Source organism: Mycobacterium sp. AMU20-3851, from assembly GCF_043974665.1.
Taxonomy (GTDB): domain Bacteria; phylum Actinomycetota; class Actinomycetes; order Mycobacteriales; family Mycobacteriaceae; genus Mycobacterium.
The window spans coordinates 4,505,276-4,520,395 of the sequence record NZ_CP146371.1 but is presented as its reverse complement, the minus strand read 5'-3'; the positions used below and the strand labels follow the sequence as shown (position 1 = coordinate 4,520,395).

At 66.1% G+C, this 15,120-nt stretch carries 16 protein-coding genes; 12 read left to right on the top strand and 4 right to left on the bottom strand.

Annotated features, from left to right (window positions below; translation table 11 throughout):
• Positions 1–151 precede the first annotated feature (151 nt).
• The 9 genes from V4U86_RS21575 (at position 152) to V4U86_RS21535 (ending at position 8,775) form a co-directional block, all read left to right on the top strand.
• Positions 152–427: a helix-turn-helix domain-containing protein gene (locus tag V4U86_RS21575; RefSeq protein WP_395307951.1), complete on the top strand. Its 276-nt coding sequence runs from the start codon at positions 152–154 to the stop codon at positions 425–427.
• 3 nt (positions 428–430) lie between these two features.
• Positions 431–1,201, top strand: coding sequence for an IclR family transcriptional regulator (locus V4U86_RS21570; RefSeq protein WP_395307950.1), 771 nt, complete (start codon positions 431–433; stop codon positions 1,199–1,201).
• A 118-nt stretch (positions 1,202–1,319) separates the two neighbouring features.
• Complete coding sequence (locus V4U86_RS21565) at positions 1,320–2,450, top strand: acyl-CoA dehydrogenase family protein (RefSeq protein ID WP_395307949.1); 1,131 nt, start codon at positions 1,320–1,322, stop codon at positions 2,448–2,450.
• A complete protein-coding gene (locus V4U86_RS21560; RefSeq protein ID WP_395307948.1) occupies positions 2,447–3,574 on the top strand; it encodes an acyl-CoA dehydrogenase family protein in 1,128 nt (375 codons plus the stop codon). Before V4U86_RS21565 ends, V4U86_RS21560 begins: the two co-directional genes overlap by 4 nt.
• 47 nt (positions 3,575–3,621) lie before the next feature.
• Positions 3,622–4,749: an acetyl-CoA hydrolase/transferase C-terminal domain-containing protein gene (locus V4U86_RS21555; RefSeq protein ID WP_395307947.1), complete on the top strand. Its 1,128-nt coding sequence runs from the start codon at positions 3,622–3,624 to the stop codon at positions 4,747–4,749.
• 17 nt (positions 4,750–4,766) lie between these two features.
• Positions 4,767–5,675 carry an SDR family NAD(P)-dependent oxidoreductase gene (locus V4U86_RS21550; protein ID WP_395307946.1) on the top strand — a complete coding sequence of 303 codons (909 nt, stop codon included), beginning with the start codon at positions 4,767–4,769 and terminating at the stop codon, positions 5,673–5,675.
• Positions 5,672–6,847, top strand: a complete 1,176-nt coding sequence (locus V4U86_RS21545) for an acyl-CoA dehydrogenase family protein (RefSeq protein ID WP_395307945.1) — start codon at positions 5,672–5,674, stop codon at positions 6,845–6,847. Before V4U86_RS21550 ends, V4U86_RS21545 begins: the two co-directional genes overlap by 4 nt.
• Positions 6,844–7,977, top strand: coding sequence for an acyl-CoA dehydrogenase family protein (locus V4U86_RS21540; RefSeq protein ID WP_395307944.1), 1,134 nt, complete (start codon positions 6,844–6,846; stop codon positions 7,975–7,977). Before V4U86_RS21545 ends, V4U86_RS21540 begins: the two co-directional genes overlap by 4 nt.
• A 15-nt stretch (positions 7,978–7,992) precedes the next feature.
• Positions 7,993–8,775 (top strand): enoyl-CoA hydratase/isomerase family protein, encoded by a 783-nt coding sequence (locus V4U86_RS21535; protein ID WP_395307943.1) that lies wholly within the window; start codon positions 7,993–7,995, stop codon positions 8,773–8,775.
• An 81-nt stretch (positions 8,776–8,856) separates the two neighbouring features.
• Here V4U86_RS21535 and V4U86_RS21530 read toward each other — a convergent pair whose 3' ends face one another.
• Positions 8,857–10,041: a CaiB/BaiF CoA transferase family protein gene (locus V4U86_RS21530; protein ID WP_395307942.1), complete on the bottom strand. Its 1,185-nt coding sequence runs from the start codon at positions 10,039–10,041 to the stop codon at positions 8,857–8,859.
• 215 nt (positions 10,042–10,256) lie between these two features.
• Between V4U86_RS21530 and V4U86_RS21525 the strand changes: the two genes are divergently transcribed.
• Both V4U86_RS21525 and V4U86_RS21520 read left to right on the top strand, forming a co-directional pair.
• Positions 10,257–11,420 (top strand): thiolase C-terminal domain-containing protein, encoded by a 1,164-nt coding sequence (locus tag V4U86_RS21525; protein ID WP_395307941.1) that lies wholly within the window; start codon positions 10,257–10,259, stop codon positions 11,418–11,420.
• 5 nt (positions 11,421–11,425) lie between these two features.
• Positions 11,426–11,833 (top strand): Zn-ribbon domain-containing OB-fold protein, encoded by a 408-nt coding sequence (locus V4U86_RS21520; protein ID WP_395307940.1) that lies wholly within the window; start codon positions 11,426–11,428, stop codon positions 11,831–11,833.
• Between the two features lie 14 nt (positions 11,834–11,847).
• Here the strand turns inward: V4U86_RS21520 and V4U86_RS21515 are convergent, their stop codons facing one another.
• A complete protein-coding gene (locus V4U86_RS21515; RefSeq protein WP_395307939.1) occupies positions 11,848–12,771 on the bottom strand; it encodes a helix-turn-helix transcriptional regulator in 924 nt (307 codons plus the stop codon).
• Between the two features lie 258 nt (positions 12,772–13,029).
• Here V4U86_RS21515 and V4U86_RS21510 point away from each other — a divergent pair, with 258 nt between their 5' ends.
• Positions 13,030–13,659, top strand: coding sequence for a TetR/AcrR family transcriptional regulator (locus V4U86_RS21510; RefSeq protein WP_395307938.1), 630 nt, complete (start codon positions 13,030–13,032; stop codon positions 13,657–13,659).
• Positions 13,660–13,677: 18 nt separating this feature from the next.
• Here V4U86_RS21510 and V4U86_RS21505 read toward each other — a convergent pair whose 3' ends face one another.
• Positions 13,678–13,878, bottom strand: a complete 201-nt coding sequence (locus V4U86_RS21505; protein WP_395307937.1) for a ferredoxin — start codon at positions 13,876–13,878, stop codon at positions 13,678–13,680.
• Positions 13,879–13,937: 59 nt separating this feature from the next.
• Complete coding sequence (locus V4U86_RS21500; protein ID WP_395307936.1) at positions 13,938–15,104, bottom strand: thiolase family protein; 1,167 nt, start codon at positions 15,102–15,104, stop codon at positions 13,938–13,940.
• Between the last annotated feature and the right edge of the window lie 16 nt (positions 15,105–15,120).

The following is a 15,120-nucleotide window of genomic DNA, read 5'->3' as shown; positions in this document are numbered from 1 at the left end:
GAGTGCCATCCTGGATGGTCGCCGTCGTCGGATCCCATCGGTGTTAGCGGAAATGCTAGCAACGAGCTATCCCTTGTTCCGGCGGTCGGTGGCTCCCTAGAGTTCGCTGCGTACGGACAACATTCACTCGGCCTTGAGCTCGGGAGGTGCGGTGGTAGGCGTAGAACAGGCCTTGGTTCGATCACTGCAGCGCGGTTTGCGGATCATCAACGTGGTGGCGGCACAGGGTCCACTGTGCGCAAAGCCTGTTGCTCGCCAGGTGGGGCTTCCCCTTCCGACGACCTACCACCTGCTGCGAACGCTGGTCCACGACGGCTATCTGATCCGGTTGGATGACGGCGCCTATGTGCTGGGTGGGCGGTTGGACTGGACTGGTTTCGCCACCGCAGAGTCGCGGTCGTTGGCCACCGTCAACAGGGTGTGCTGACCCGTGGACGCGACGGCACCCACTCTGATCCAGAGCCTCCAGCGGGGGATGAAGCTCATCGACATCGTGGCCGAGCGAGGGCCGTTGACGGCCAAATCCCTCAGCGACTCAACCGGAATCGTGGTGGCCACGGTGTATCGTCTGGTGCGGACCCTGGTGCACGAGGGGTATCTCGTCCGCACGCAGGATGGTCGCTACGCGCTGGGTTCACAGTTTGCCAGTGTCGCTGAACTGGAAGGTCGCGCACGGGACTATCGACTGGTGCGTGAGGCGATGGCGCGCCTGACCGCTGCCACGCGGTCACACGTCATGATCGGTGGCCTGATGCACGGCGACGTCGAAATCTGGAGCATGGTGGAACACCCCGCGGCTCCGCAGATCGACTGTTGGCCGGGCGTACAACTTCCCGGACATGCCACCGCGATCGGCAAGAGCATTCTGGCCCACGCCGGAGCCGGCCAGCGTGAGGCGTATCTGTCGCAGAATCCATTGCACGGCTACACATGTCACACCATCGCGACCAGCGCACGGTTGGAGCGGCATCTGGTGGCCTGCCCGTTGTCGGTCAGTGACCAGGAGTTCCGCTACGGGGTCACCTGCCTTGCCGCACCGCTGGCCGATACGAGCATGCCTGCGGCGCTGGGGCTTGCCTTCGCTTCGGGTCGTTCGGTGCGCACCCGGGACGAACTCGAAGAGCACCTGCTGGCGGCGGCGGCGAAGATCTCGAAGCTTTTGGTGCACAGCAGACTAACCCGTAGCCGAGTCGTCGCGTAGAGCGCACGTAGGGGGTGTCTTCCATACCCCCGTCGCAGCTTTTGTCACCCGCCGCCCGGCGGTATAACTGATGCTGTCGATCCTGTGTGAATCTCACGAATATCGCGAAAGATCTTAGATGACTGTGCTTTCCGCTGAAGAGCGAGCGACGCTCGGCTCTTCGGTCCGTGCCGCCTGCGCTCGCCTGCTGCCCGATCACCGGCTGCGCGCCGTCGCCTACGAGGAACCCGTGGCTGATCGCGGTTTCGACCGTCAGCTCTGGGAAGCCCTGTGCAGCCAGGTCGGCGTGGCCGCGATCGGTATCCCCGACGGTGACCAGGACGATGACTGTCCGATCGCGGTACACGCCGTGATCGCTCACGAGATGGGCCGGGCGCTGGCGCCGGTACCGTTCCTGTCGTCGGCGGTGCTGACCACCAGACTGCTCACCGCAACCGGTGGGGACGCTGAGCTGTTGGAAGACCTGGCTGCCGGGCGCCGCACGGCCGCGGCGGCCGTGCCGACCAAGGACGGTCTCGTCGACGATGCTGCATTGCCGGTGTCATCCGGCGACGGTGGGCAGTGCCGGCTCTCGGGATCGGTACGCCACGTTCTCGGCGCGGCGGGTGCCGAGCACATCGTGGTACTCGCCGCCCAGAACGGGCGGCCGCAGCTTTACCTGGTCGAGCGCGATCAGCCGGGTGTCACGATCACCGCGCAACCCGTACTGGATGCGACCCGGCCGATGGCGACCGTCGGCCTGGACGCCGCGACGGCCCGGCAGCTTCCAGCCGGTCGCCCGGTCGGGGACATCGTCGGTGACAGCCTGCGATATGCCATCGCAGTCCTGACCGCCGAGCAGGTGGGCGCCACCGAACGGGTACTGGAGATGGCGGTCGAATACGCCCGGGTGCGTGAGCAGTTCGACCGGCCGATCGGTTCGTTTCAGGTCATCAAACACAAATGCGCGGACATGCTGGTGGAACTGGAGATGGCCCGGTCGGCGTCGTTGGCCGCGGTCGAGGCCGTCGACTCCGCCGACCCAGATGCGCCCTGGCTGGTCAGCATGGCCAAGGCGGTGTGCTCGGAAACTCTGCGCAGTGCCGCGCACGCCAACCTGCAGATCCACGGTGGTATCGGCTTCACCTGGGAACATGCCGTGGGGCTGTATGTCAAACGGGCCCGCACCGATGAGGTGTTGTTCGGGTCACCGGCCGGGCACTGGAGGGTGCTGGAGCAATCAGCCGCGTTGACCGGGGTGGCGTCATGACCGCTTCCCCGACCGTCACCCGTGCGCAACTGCGCGCTTTCCTGGCCGCTGCGCCCAAACCGGCAGGACTGCGCGATTACGGACCCACTCCCACCGGGGCCGACGTCGAGCCGGGATCGGCTTGGCACACGTTCCTGGCAGAGCACGGCTACACCTGCCTGCACTGGCCGACCGTGCACGGTGGACGGGATGCGTCCGTGGCATTCCAGGCGATGTTCGCGGAGGAGTGTGCCTACGCCGAGGTTCCCCGGCAGTTCAGTATTTTCGGGCCCGACCTGGTCGGTCCGGTACTCATCCGCTATGGCACCGATGAGCAGAAGGCGCGACACCTCGAAGCCATCCGGACCGGCGAACACATTTGGTGTCAGCTGTTTTCCGAGCCCGAGGCGGGTTCCGATCTGGCGTCGCTGCGCACCCGCGCTCAGCGTACCGAGACGGGCTGGCGGGTAGACGGGCAGAAGGTGTGGACTTCCGGTGCGGCGCACGCTGATTTCGGTATTCTACTGGCCCGCACGGGATCCGATAAGCATAGCGGATTGTCGATGTTCATCGTCGCGATGCGCACCCCGGGTATCACGGTGCGCCCGCTGCGTCAGATTGACGGGGAGTCGAAGTTCAACGAGGTGTTTCTCGACGGTGTCGAACTCCCGGATGACGCTCTGGTGGGCCGCCCGGGCCAAGGCTGGGAGCTGGCACTGGCGATGCTCGGGCGGGAGCGGTTGACCCTGGGCACCCATGCGGTGGCGATGTTCCGCCGCCATGACGCCCTGGTCGCCACGGCGCGTAGCCGCGGTGTACTCGACCCGGTGCTGGCCCGAGCGTTGACGAAGTTGTGGGCCAGGACATGGTTGCTGCGCCACACCTGGCAACGTGCCGTGGCCGGCGGTGATGTGACATCACCGGAGTTCTCGGTGCTCAAACTGGTTGCCTCCGAAGCCGATCGGGATCTGTCCGACCTGGCCACCGATGTGCTTGGCATCGATGCGTGTGTCGATCCCGAGCTCGATGAACTGGTGCGGCACATGCTCGTCGGGCGAGCCCAGACGATTCTGGGCGGAACCAGCGAGATTCAGCGCAACATCCTTGCCGAGCGGGTTCTGAGGTTGCCCCGGGAACCGCATTGACCACGCTGACTCCGGCGGCGGTGTTCCGGGCGAGACTGAGGCCGGGGATGACGGTGGCCCTCGGCGACGGGGTCGGGACGCCGGGACGACTGCCTGACGGCACCTCGCTGTGCGAGGCACTGTGCAGTGCGGCAGCCGAGATCGGCGGGATCCGGCTGGTCGTCGGTTGGCTGCCCGAAATTGCCGAAGGCCTGGACGCGCGGGCCTTCGACGAGCTGATCGTCTTGATGCCCGGCGCCGGAGCGCGGCCGTTGATGCACAGTGCCACTACCCGGTTCGTTCCAGCCCGGTTCTCGGCATGGCCGGCGCTGCTGGCCGACCGACTGCGGCCGCAGCTGCTGATCACCCGCCTCGTCGAGCGCGCCGGCGCATTGCACTTCGGCAGCGAGGTGTCCTACCAGCGCGCGTTGGTCGAGGGCGGGGTACCGGTGCTGGCCGTCGTCGACGAGGCCACCCCGATGGCTTCGGCCGAGCCGCCGCTGAACCCGGGGCAGGTCGAAATCATCGCCCGTAGCTGTGTGGGCCCGGCCAGCCACCACCGGGAACCGGAAGCGGTGCACGATGCCCTTGCCGACGCGGTGCTGCGGTTCATCCCGGCCGGTACCCGGATCCAGTATGGCCCTGGACAATTGGGAACAGCGCTGCTGCGCCGGGCTGCGGTGCCACTCCATGTGGACACCGGCCTTCTCACCGACGCGGTGGTTGATCTGGAGCGCCGCGGACTGCTCTGCGGCAACCCGTCGGCGACGTATCTGACTGGGACACAGGAACTCTACGCCTGGGCGGACGGGCGGCCGATTCTGCGCGGTGTGCAGTACACCCACGATCTGACCCGGCTGTCACGGGGGCTCCCTTTCATGGCCGTCAACACCGCCGTCGAGATCGACCACGTGGGACAGGTGAACGTCGAGGGGCGGGGCGAGAAGGTCATCGGCGGGATCGGTGGGCACCCGGACTTCTGCGCCGCCGCCCGAATGCATCCGCGGGGACTGTCGATCATCGCGACTCCCTCGACGGTGAACGGTTGCCCTCCGCTGGTGGAGCAACTCAGCAGGCCGGTGTCGACACCGGCCTGCGACGTGGACCTCATCGTGACCGAAAACGGTCACGCAGACCTGCGTGATGCCGATTGGTCGTTGCGGCGCAGAAGGATAGCCGAGTTGTTCGGCCTGTGATCGAGAAGGGATCGGATATGTCAGCACTGGACGGTCAGGTGGTTCTGGTCACCGGCGGGGGTCGGGGTATCGGACGTGCCCACTGCCTGGAGCTCGCGGCGCACGGCGCCGCGGTGGTGGTCAACGATCCGGGCGTGGATCGTGACGGCAGCGGTGGTGGTGTCGGTCCCGCCGAGGCCGTCGTCGCCGAGATCACCAGCGCCGGCGGAACCGCGGTGGCGCACACCGGGTCCGTCACCGACTGGGGAGATGCCCGGGATATGGTCGCCCGGGCGGTATCGATGTTCGGGACGCTGACCGGTGTGGTGAACAACGCGGGGATTCTGCGCGACGAGGTGATCACCAGCGCAACGGAACAGTCCTGGGACGCGGTGGTCGATGTCCACCTGAAGGGGACCTTCGCGGTGACCAAACACGCCTGCGACTACTGGCGCTCGATGGCCAGGAGCGGACACGCCGTGGATGCGCACATCGTCAATACCGTCTCCGGTGCCGGGCTGTGGGGTAACCCTGGCCAGGCCGCCTACAGTGCGGCCAAGGCGGGCATCGGCGCGCTCACGATGGTCACAGCGCTGGAGATGCAGCGTTACGGGGTCGCGGTCAACGCGATCTCTCCGCTGGCGGTGACCCGGATGAGTGCAGCGTTCTTCGGTGACGAGCGGGCCGCCGATCCGGAACTCGACCCGGCGTGCATCTCGGCCGTGGTGGCCTGGCTGCAATCCCCGCAGGCGTCATGGCTGACCGGGCAGATTCTGCGCATCGACGGTCGCCGACTGATCCGCATCGAGGGGTTCACCGAGGCCCCGCACCACTACGTGGCGCGGAACGGCGAACGCCTGGAATTCGACGAACTGCAACAGGCGGCGCGCTGGCTGTGGGGCACCGCGCCACGCGGACTCGCCGGTCCGTTGCCGGTGCGCCCATGAGCACCGACGCCATGCCGTCGGTGAGTGGAGCCCTCGCCGACCTGACTGCCAACAGTGCCGAACTGACGGCGATGAGGAGTGGGATCCGGGATTTTCTGCGTGCCGACCGCGACGCGCACGGTTGGACTCCCCACGTCGACTCATGGTTGTCCTGCTGGGACGAAGGATTCAGCGAACGTCTCGGCGCCGCGGGTTTTTTGGGTATCACCACACCGCTCGAGTACGGCGGGGCAGGCCTGGGTCATCTGCACCGCTACGTGGTCACCGAGGAACTGTTGGCCCACGGCGCGCCGGTGGCCGCGCACTGGATCGCCGATCGTCAAGTCGCACCCGCACTGCTCGCCTACGGTACGGAGGAGCAGCGTCGCCGCATCCTGCCGCGTATCGCTGCGGGCCGCTTCTACTCAGCGATCGGCATGAGTGAGCATGGCGCCGGCTCGGACCTGGCTGCGGTGTCCACCCGCGCGACCAGAACAGAGGGCGGATGGAAGCTGTCGGGAACCAAGGTGTGGACCAGCGGAGCCCACCATTCGCACCAGATCGTGGTGCTCGCCCGCACCAGTGCTGTCGATCCCGAACACCGGCACGCCGGGCTGAGCCAGTTCCTGGTGCCCTGCGACGCACCCGGCGTGCGGATCAGTTCCATCGAGTTGATGTCCGGTGAGCATCACTTCAACGAGGTGCAGTTCGACGATGTCGAGATCGCCGAGGCCGATGTGCTCGGCGACATCGGAAACGGCTGGCACCAGGTCACGTCCGAGCTGTCTTTCGAGCGCAGCGGACCCGAACGCATTCTGACGACGATGCCGCTGATCTCAGCCGCGCTGGCTCGGTTGGCCGTACAGGCCGACACCCCTGATGCGGTGTTGGCCGAAATCGGCCACCTGGTCGCCCGTTTGACGTCGTTGCGGCAACTGTCGGTGGCGGTGGCCAGGGCATTGGTGGCCGGGCAACCGGCCGCCAACCAGGCTGCGTTGGTCAAGGATCTGGGAACTCGATTCGAACAGGAATCGGTCGATATCGTCGCGGATCTGCTGGACCGCATACCGACCGACCCGGGACTTCAGGCCATGGTGAACACCGCGTGGTTGCACCGGCCGCTGTTCACACTGCGGGGTGGAACCAACGAGGTGCTGCGCGGTGTGGTGGCGCGGGGAATGGGATTGCGATGACGAACTTCGACGCTGTGCTGGCCAATGGTGTGTTCGGCGCCTCGTCCGGGGCCGGCGAGTTCGATGCGCTTGCCGAACTGGCCGGCGATCTCGGTCGACGATCCGCCGACGCCCGCGCCGGGCGTCGACGGCGGCCCGACACCTTCGACGGGCAGCTCTGGGATGCGCTGGCCGCCAGCGGACTCGACCGGCTCACCAGCGATGCGGACAACGAGGCGGGACCCGCTGACCTCGCGGTGGTGCTGTACTGGTTGGCCCGGAACAGCGCCGCGGTCCCGGTCGCCGAGACGGACCTGCTGGCGGCCTGGCTGATGCAACGCGCCGATATCGAGGTACCGGGCGGGCCGTTGACGGCCGGCCGGGCCGTCGGGACGCCGCTGGGAGGATTGGTCACGGGTGTGGCGGACGCTGTCCCGTGGGCGAGGTCGGCCGCCCGGGTGGTGCTGGTCGAGGTGCGCGGGCCGGGCTGCGACGCCGCGACCTTCCACGTCGGGCTGGCCGATCCCGCCGACGGGATGATCACCGATGGCATGAATCTGGCCGGTGAGCCGCGCGACGAGATCGCCTTCGAGATCGCCAGTCACATGTTGCATCCCGTCGACCCGGCCGTCGCCGATGAGTACGAATGCCGTGGGGCGTGGGCCCGGTGTGTCCAGCTGATCGGTGCGCTCGATGCCGCGGCGGAGTCCTCGGTGCGGCACTGTCGCGAGCGGGTGCAGTTCGGCCGACCGTTGAGCAAGCTACAGAGCGTGCAGCACACCCTGGCTGTCATGGCCGGTGATATCGAGCGCGCGCGTGCCGCGGTGACATTGGCAGTTGCTGCCGCCACCGACTTCGGGTTCGGGGACACCCGCACCGAGTACGCGGTGTCGATGGCCAGGGCGGTACTGGGCCCGGTGGTCGGTGCGGTGACCGGCTCCGCGCATCAGCTACACGGCGCAATGGGAACCAGTATCGAGCATTCGCTGTGGCCGTCGACGCTGCGCGCGAGGAGCTGGGTCGACGAGTTCGGCAGCGTGAGCCACCACGCCCGGCGTGTCGGCCGGACAGTGCTGGGTGCCGCCGATCTCTTCGACTGTGTCACGGGTTCGCGTTGGGAGTCGTCACCGGAGACACAGCCGGGTGAATGAAAGACAGGAGATCACATGGACCATCTCGACTTCAGGGTTGCCGACGGTATCGGCACCCTCGTCATCAATCGGCCCGAGGCGCGAAATGCTTTCACCATGAGCATGATCCGGGACTGGGAGGAGATCCTGCGACGTTGTCGAACCGATGACGACGTGCGGGTGGTCGTGTTGACCGGAGCCGGCGACCGGGCCTTCTGTGCCGGAATCGATCTGGCCTGGCTCACCGACCCACTGACCCCGCTTGAACGAAAAACCGATCTGCATGCCGGTATTCAGCGGATTGCCCTGGCTGTCGAGGATCTCGGTAAGCCGATCATCGCGGCGATCAACGGGGTGGCGGTCGGGGCCGGTCTGGACATGGCCCTGATGTGCGATCTACGGGTGATGTCGACCACGGCTCGGGTCTCCGAGGGTTACGTCAAGCTCGGGCTGGCACCCGGCGGCGGGGGTGCCTACTTCCTGCCACGTCTGGTCGGTCTGGCCAGTGCGCTGGAGCTGCTACTCACCGGGGAGCCGGTGGATGCTGCCGAGGCACTGCGGATCGGACTTGTCAACCGTGTCGTGGAGCCGCACGAATTGTCCGACGCAACCATGACGCTGGCACGGTCCATTGCGGCGAACCCACCGGCGAGCGTGCGGATGATCCGGCGGGTCACCAGGCAGTCAGCAAGTCTGGAATTGCGGCCGGCGTTGGACATGGTGTCTTCCCATGTCGCGGTGCTGGCCACGACCGATGATGTCGGCGAGGCCCTGTCGGCGATGACGCAGGGCCGGGCGGGTGATTTCACCGGTCGATGAGCCGACTCCGATGCCCGATACCGAACAGGGCCGAACACCAGTGGTGTTCGGCCCTTTTCGGTATCGGGCGGTGGAAACCGGTCAGGGTGTCCCGTTCTTCCAGGCCGGATCGCTGAGAACCTCATCGCGGCTGGCGTCGAGCTCTTCGCCGGTCCACCGAATGGACCCGGGGGTTCGGCTGAACCGGGGAACCACCGCGGGCATCCGCATCGGACCGTACACCGGGTCCTGCACCGTTTCGATGGAGCCCCGCGCCTGATAGTGGGCATCGGCGAAAATGTCGGCGGCGTCGTACTCGACGCAATAGGCGACGTCGCTGTCATCGCAGATGCGGATCAGTTCCGCGGTGGTGTGACGGTTCACCCAGGATGCCAGGATCGCGTCGAGTTCCTCTCGGTTGGCGACTCGCAGCGAGTTCGACGCGAACCGGTCGTCGGCGGCCAACTCCGCTCCTCCCACGGTCTGCAGCAACCTCTCGGCCACCGGCTGCGTGCTGGCGGTCAGGGAGAACCATTTTCCGTCAGCGGTTTTCCAGGTACCGACCGGTGCCACATAGGTGTTGGAGGTGCCCTCCCGGCCGATCACCCTGCCCTCCTGGTCGTAGGTGGCGGTCATCAATTCCATCAGGCGGAAGCAGGCCTCGTACAGGGCCAGGTCGATCTCTTGGCCCTCGCCGGATTTCTGCCGTTCCAGGCATGCTGCCAGCACGGCGGCGGTGCCGGTGAGTGCGCCGAAGTAGTCGCCGACCGGGATGCCAGGGTGGACCGGAGGGCGGTCGGCAAACCCGTTCACCGACGAGAATCCACTGAAGGACTGGGCGATCCGGCCGAACGCCCGGCTTGCACGGTTCGGACCGGTCTGGCCGAAGCCGCTGACGCGCAGCATGATCAGCCCAGGGTTGATCGACCGTAGTGTTGGATAGTCCAGTCCCCAGCGTTCCATGGTGCCGGGAGTGAAGTTCTCGATGAAGATGTCGGCCGACTGCACGAGCGTCAACAGCACATCGCGGTCGGCCTGCTCATGTAGGTCCAGAGCGATGGAACGCTTCCCGCGGCCGTTGATCTTCCACCACAGGGGAGCGCCGGAGTGCGATCCGAGCTTGCGGATCGGGTCACCGACTCGTGGTTGCTCGATCTTGACGACATCGGCGCCCCAGTCGGCGAGATAGGTGCCGATCATCGGGCCCGCGACGAGCTGGCCCACATCGAGCACTTTAAGTCCGAGCAGTGGACCGCGCGCCTCGGTTCGATGGTTCTGCGTCGTCATCGTGTCTCTTTCGCCGTGAGTATGATTGGGATGGGCCGCGTGAGAAGGCAAACCATCATTCCGTCAGCAGGCTAGCCGCGGTTGACGACGACGAAAATGGTTGTGATGCCACCATGGTCGGGGGCAGGGGACCGTCGACGCAGCCAGCGTATGGGCATTGGTGATAGTGGGCGGTCTACCATGCCGGGACCCGCGACATTCGATAGATTCGATTTGTGGACAACCCTTTTCGGGACGCGGCCGCAATAGTCGGTGTCGGGTGTACCGATTACTCCAAACGCTCGGGCGTCTCCACGCTCACCCTCGCGGTGCGGGCCATCACGGCCGCGCTCGCCGATGCCGGGCTGACGGCTCGTGATGTCGACGGGGTGGCGTGTCACCGTATCGCCGACTCGGCGGACCCTGCACTGGTCGCCCAGGTGCTGGGTATCGCCGATGTGAGATTCATCCGAGATGTGTTCGGAGGCGGAAGTTCCTGTATCGCACCACTGGCCGCGGCGGCTACGGCGGTGGCGACCGGCCAGGCTCGGTGTGTCGTGGTGTGGCGGGCGCTGAACGCGCGCTCGGGTCCGCGGATGTCCGGTGCGGCGACCATGACCGGAATGTCCTCGGACGCACAGTACTGGCTTCCCTACCAACACGTTTCCGCGCCCGCACAGTTCGCCATGTTCACCCGCGCCTACATGCACCGGTACGACATCACCGAGGAGGATCTCGGACACGTCGCGATCAACCAGCGCGACAATGCAGTCCGTAATCCCGCAGCGATGATGCGGGAACCGATGACCATGGACGACTATCTCGGTTCGCGGTGGATCTACGAACCGCTGCGGCTGTTCGACTGCTGTATCGAAACCGATGCTGCCGTAGCGATGGTCGTCACGTCACCGGCCCAGAGCCGGGATACCAGGGCTCTGCCGGTGACCATCTGCGCCACCGCCTCAGGTGGCGGCAGCCAGTTGGCCTCCAACCGCCGTTCGGATATCACCATGTCGGGGGCGACCCGGATGGCGCCCCGACTGTACGAGGCGGCGGGAATGAGTCCTGACGACATCGATGTGGCCGAGTTCTACGACGCGTTCTCCTCGCTGGTGCCGTTACAGCTAGAGGCATACGGGTTCTGTGAACCCGGCGGGGCGGCGTCGATGATCGCGGCGGGGGAGACGAGGATCGGTGGTCGGCTTCCGGTCAACACCCACGGTGGTCATCTGTCCGAGGCATACGTGCACGGCCTCAACCATGTCGTCGAGGCGGTACGGCAGCTGCGCCATGAATGTGGTGACCGGCAGGTGACCGGTGCCGAGGTGGCGCTGTCGACCGCTCAACCGGGGATCAACAGTGGTATCACCGGTGCGGTCATCCTGAAGCGGGGAGGGTAGCCATTATGACCGATCATCCTCTGGCCGACGCTGATTCGGCGCCGTGGTGGGATGCGTTGGAGCGGGGTGAGCTGCTTGTCCAGGATTGCGCTCGCTGCCGACGGCTGCGTTGGCCGGCCCGCGCGGTGTGCGGCGACTGCAGTTCACTGGATTGGGACTGGGTTGCGGCGAGCGGCCGTGGCACCATTGCGTCGTGGACCGTTGGTCACCGGCCCGGCACCGATGCGGCGCCATCGGTTGTCGCCCTGGTCCGGCTCGATGAACAGGCCGACCTGCTGATGCCCGGGTACATCGACGGACCGGCCGACGGCCGCGGTCTGCGGATCGGGCAGTCCGTCGATCTGGGATTCGACGATGTCGAGTTCGGGTCCCAGGGCTGGCGTGTGGCGGTCCTGCGCTGGCGCCTGCGGTGACCGGCCGGCCTATGTCAATCGGCCAGCAGGGCTTGCATCCGTTCCCGAGATTCGTTGTCGGCGAGCATGTGCACCATCAACAACATGTTCGGATGCTCCAACGGGCGCAGTTGCATCAGCCGGGCACGCACGTGACCAACCCGGGGGTGGTTGATCGTCTCGACATGGTCTGCGACCCCCTGAACTTCGTGGCGTTCCCAGATGTCACGGAAGAAACTGCTCTCGGCGGTGAGTCTGTCGACGACGCTGGCGAAGTGCGGATCACCGGGGTACTTGGCGGCTTCGGCGCGGAAGCGGCCCGCGGCACGCCGGGTTTCCACTTCCCAATCTACGAGGCGGTCGCGCATATCCGGACACATGACCTGAATCCACAGGCCGTTGCGGTGTTCCGGGGCCAAGGTCGCGGGGTCGACGAACAGCTGAGCGTAGGAGCGGTTCCAGGTCACCAGGTCGGAGGCCGGCAGCATCAGGTGCGCCGGGTTGGGCAGCAAATTGTCGACCAGGGCCTTCATGCTCGAACCGATGTCGCGCGCGTCGATATAGGTGGTACGCGGCGCGACTCCGGCGAGCCGGCGCAGATAGCTGTGCCCGCTTTCGTCGAGTTGCAGCGCACGGGCCAAGGCTTCGATGACCTGCGGGGTGGTGTGGATGTCGCGAGCCTGCTCCAGCCAGGTGTACCAGGTGACACTCACTGCCGCGGTGTCGGCGACCTCGTGGCGGCGCAGTCCCTTCACACGTCGGCGACCCCTTCGCGGAATCCCGATGTCCTCGGGCTGCAGCGATTCCCGCCGGGCCCGCAGGAACGCCGCCAGCGAGTTTCGCCGGGCCTGGTCCTCCGTGGTCCGGTTGTGGCCGCTCGTTCCGGCCAGTTGTGGCACACGAAGATCGGTACCGAGGGTCGGTGCGGGACCGGGAAGAGTCAGGGTGCGGTCGTCCATGGGGCAGTCTCCTCGTCGCGGGGGCTGGGTCCGTCCGGGGCTCGGACGGTGAGGGGTCGCGAACCGGGCCGCGCGGAAAGGCGCGATGGTGTCCAGGAGCTGGCGGCACCGGGCGTACGCCGTGGGCCTGCGGGATGACCGATCCTGTTGCATCCGTGCTCTGCGTTGTACCTGGAACACCATTGTTCACAAGTCGAGACTACACTACACCGAGTAGTTTAGTTTGATATTCGTCACACTTTGGAGTTGATTCAGCACATGACCACCACGACCACCGGGACCACCGGCTCGAGCCGTCGCGGCCGCTCGGAGATCAAGCGTCGGGCGATTCTCGACGCTGCTCAGGAGCTATTTCTCACCGCAGGGTTCAAGTCGACCAGTGTCGACGCGATCGCGGCCCGCGCCGATGTGTCCAAGCGGACCGTCTATGACCATTTCGGTGACAAGGAGAACATCCTCTCCACGATCGTGGAGCTGCTGACGGAGAGGGTGCTGGTGACGGTGGCGGCGGCGCTCGAGGACGAGCTACCGACGGGATGCGATCTGCGCGATGGACTGTTGGGGTTCGTACGGCGGGTGGCCGCGGAGGCGTTGCCGTCCACCGACTACCTCAAATACCGCAACCTGGTGAACGCCGCCTCCGACGGCAATCGCGTGCTCGGACCGGAACACAGCAAGCCGATGGCGCTGTTCACCGAGCGGATGGTGCAGTTCGCACAGGAAGGTGCGATCCGCACCGATTCTCCGCTCCGGGCGGCCGAGCATTTCATCGCGCTCACGGTCCTCCTCGTGCAGGACACCGTCGACGCCTCGGCCGCATCTGCCGGAGATGCCATTGACTCGATCCTCGTCGACGGTGTCGATGCCTTTATCCGGGCCTACACATGAGCTCAAGCCACCAAACGATCAGTCATCGATGGTGATGGCTCGCTTCGGGCACGCGTTGGCCGCCTCGTGGACCTCGGCACGCATGGTTTCCGGCGGGTTGTCGTCGAGGACGTAGAGCAGTTCGTCCTCGCGTACCTCGAAAATTTCCGGTGCGGCGAAGCAGCACAGGGCATTGGATTCACACAGATCGTAGTTCACCGAGATCTTCATGGTTGTCATCGTGCCGAAATGTGCCCAGTCCAGCGAGACCGAGGCGATGAGAGCATTGCAAGCACCACTCACACGAGTTCGACGACAGTGGCGTTGGCCGTCCCGCCACCCTCGCACATCGTCTGGAGGCCGTACTGAAGTCCTTTGTCGCGCATGTGATGAATCATCCTGGTCATCAGCACAGTGCCAGATGCCCCGAGCGGATGGCCCACCGCGATGGCGCCTCCGAGCGGGTTGAGACGTTCCTCGGGTACGCCGAAATTGTCCTGCCAGGCCAGCGGTACACAGGCAAACGCCTCGTTGACCTCGAACACGCCGATATCGGAGATATCCAATCCCGTTTTGCGCAAGAGCTTTTCGGTAGCAGGGATCGGTCCGGTCAGCATCTGCACGGGGTCTGAACCGGCCACGACGCCGGCATGGTAGCGGGCGATGGGTGTCAGCCCGAGTTCACGGGCCTTGGCGGCGCCACAAATCAGGGTGGCCGATGCGCCGTCGGAGATCTGCGAGGAATTGCCCGCGTGGATGACACCGTCAGCCTGGAACGCCGGTTTCAAGCCGGCCAGGGATTCGGGACTGGTGCCACGGCGCAGCCCCTCGTCGGTCGAGAAATCCGGTTTGTCCGGCAGCGGGGCCAATTGGGTGTCGAACGCCCCGGCGTCGATCGCAGAGGCCGCCAGCTCATGCGAGCGGGCCGAGAACTCGTCGAGGCGCCTACGGGTCAGCGCCCAGCGCTGCGCGATCAACTCCGCGCCCACTCCCTGGTTGAAATCCTCGTTCGGGAAACCCCCGTCGCGTAACTCGGACCGATACCGCTGCCGTGCGCGTGGGCCGAACGGCCGGCCGAGATCGCGTCCGGCGCCCAGCGGCACCCGGCTCATCGACTCCACGCCGCCGGCCACCACCATGTCGTAATGCCCCGAGCGGACCAGGGCGGCAGCGAAATCGAACGTCGATTGGCTGGAACCGCAAGCCCGGTTGACGGTCATCGCGGCGACGCCTTCCGGCCAACCGGCGGCCAAGACCGAATAGCGACCGATCTGGGCGGCCTGATCGCCCACTTGGTTCACGCAGCCCCACAGCACATCGTCGACCATCGCGGGGTCGATACCCGTGCGTTGGGCCAGCGCGCACAGGACATGCGCGGACAGATCGGCGGGGTGCACATCGGCAAGAGACCCGTTGCGTTTACCGATGGGTGTACGTACCGCATCGATGATCACGGCCTCGTGCATATGTCCTCCAAGTTGT

Excerpts from the sequence above, each read along its gene's own strand:
- V4U86_RS21565 (WP_395307949.1), top strand. The coding sequence starts at position 1,320 with ATGACTGTGCTTTCCGCTGAAGAGCGAGCGACGCTCGGCTCTTCGGTC.
- V4U86_RS21560 (WP_395307948.1), top strand. The coding sequence starts at position 2,447 with ATGACCGCTTCCCCGACCGTCACCCGTGCGCAACTGCGCGCTTTCCTG.
- V4U86_RS21555 (WP_395307947.1), top strand. The coding sequence starts at position 3,622 with ATGACGGTGGCCCTCGGCGACGGGGTCGGGACGCCGGGACGACTGCCT.
- V4U86_RS21550 (WP_395307946.1), top strand. The coding sequence starts at position 4,767 with ATGTCAGCACTGGACGGTCAGGTGGTTCTGGTCACCGGCGGGGGTCGG.
- V4U86_RS21545 (WP_395307945.1), top strand. The coding sequence starts at position 5,672 with ATGAGCACCGACGCCATGCCGTCGGTGAGTGGAGCCCTCGCCGACCTG.
- V4U86_RS21540 (WP_395307944.1), top strand. The coding sequence starts at position 6,844 with ATGACGAACTTCGACGCTGTGCTGGCCAATGGTGTGTTCGGCGCCTCG.
- V4U86_RS21535 (WP_395307943.1), top strand. The coding sequence starts at position 7,993 with ATGGACCATCTCGACTTCAGGGTTGCCGACGGTATCGGCACCCTCGTC.
- V4U86_RS21530 (WP_395307942.1), bottom strand. The coding sequence starts at position 10,041 with ATGACGACGCAGAACCATCGAACCGAGGCGCGCGGTCCACTGCTCGGA.
- V4U86_RS21520 (WP_395307940.1), top strand. The coding sequence starts at position 11,426 with ATGACCGATCATCCTCTGGCCGACGCTGATTCGGCGCCGTGGTGGGAT.
- V4U86_RS21515 (WP_395307939.1), bottom strand. The coding sequence starts at position 12,771 with ATGGACGACCGCACCCTGACTCTTCCCGGTCCCGCACCGACCCTCGGT.
- V4U86_RS21510 (WP_395307938.1), top strand. The coding sequence starts at position 13,030 with ATGACCACCACGACCACCGGGACCACCGGCTCGAGCCGTCGCGGCCGC.
- V4U86_RS21505 (WP_395307937.1), bottom strand. The coding sequence starts at position 13,878 with ATGACAACCATGAAGATCTCGGTGAACTACGATCTGTGTGAATCCAAT.
- V4U86_RS21500 (WP_395307936.1), bottom strand. The coding sequence starts at position 15,104 with ATGCACGAGGCCGTGATCATCGATGCGGTACGTACACCCATCGGTAAA.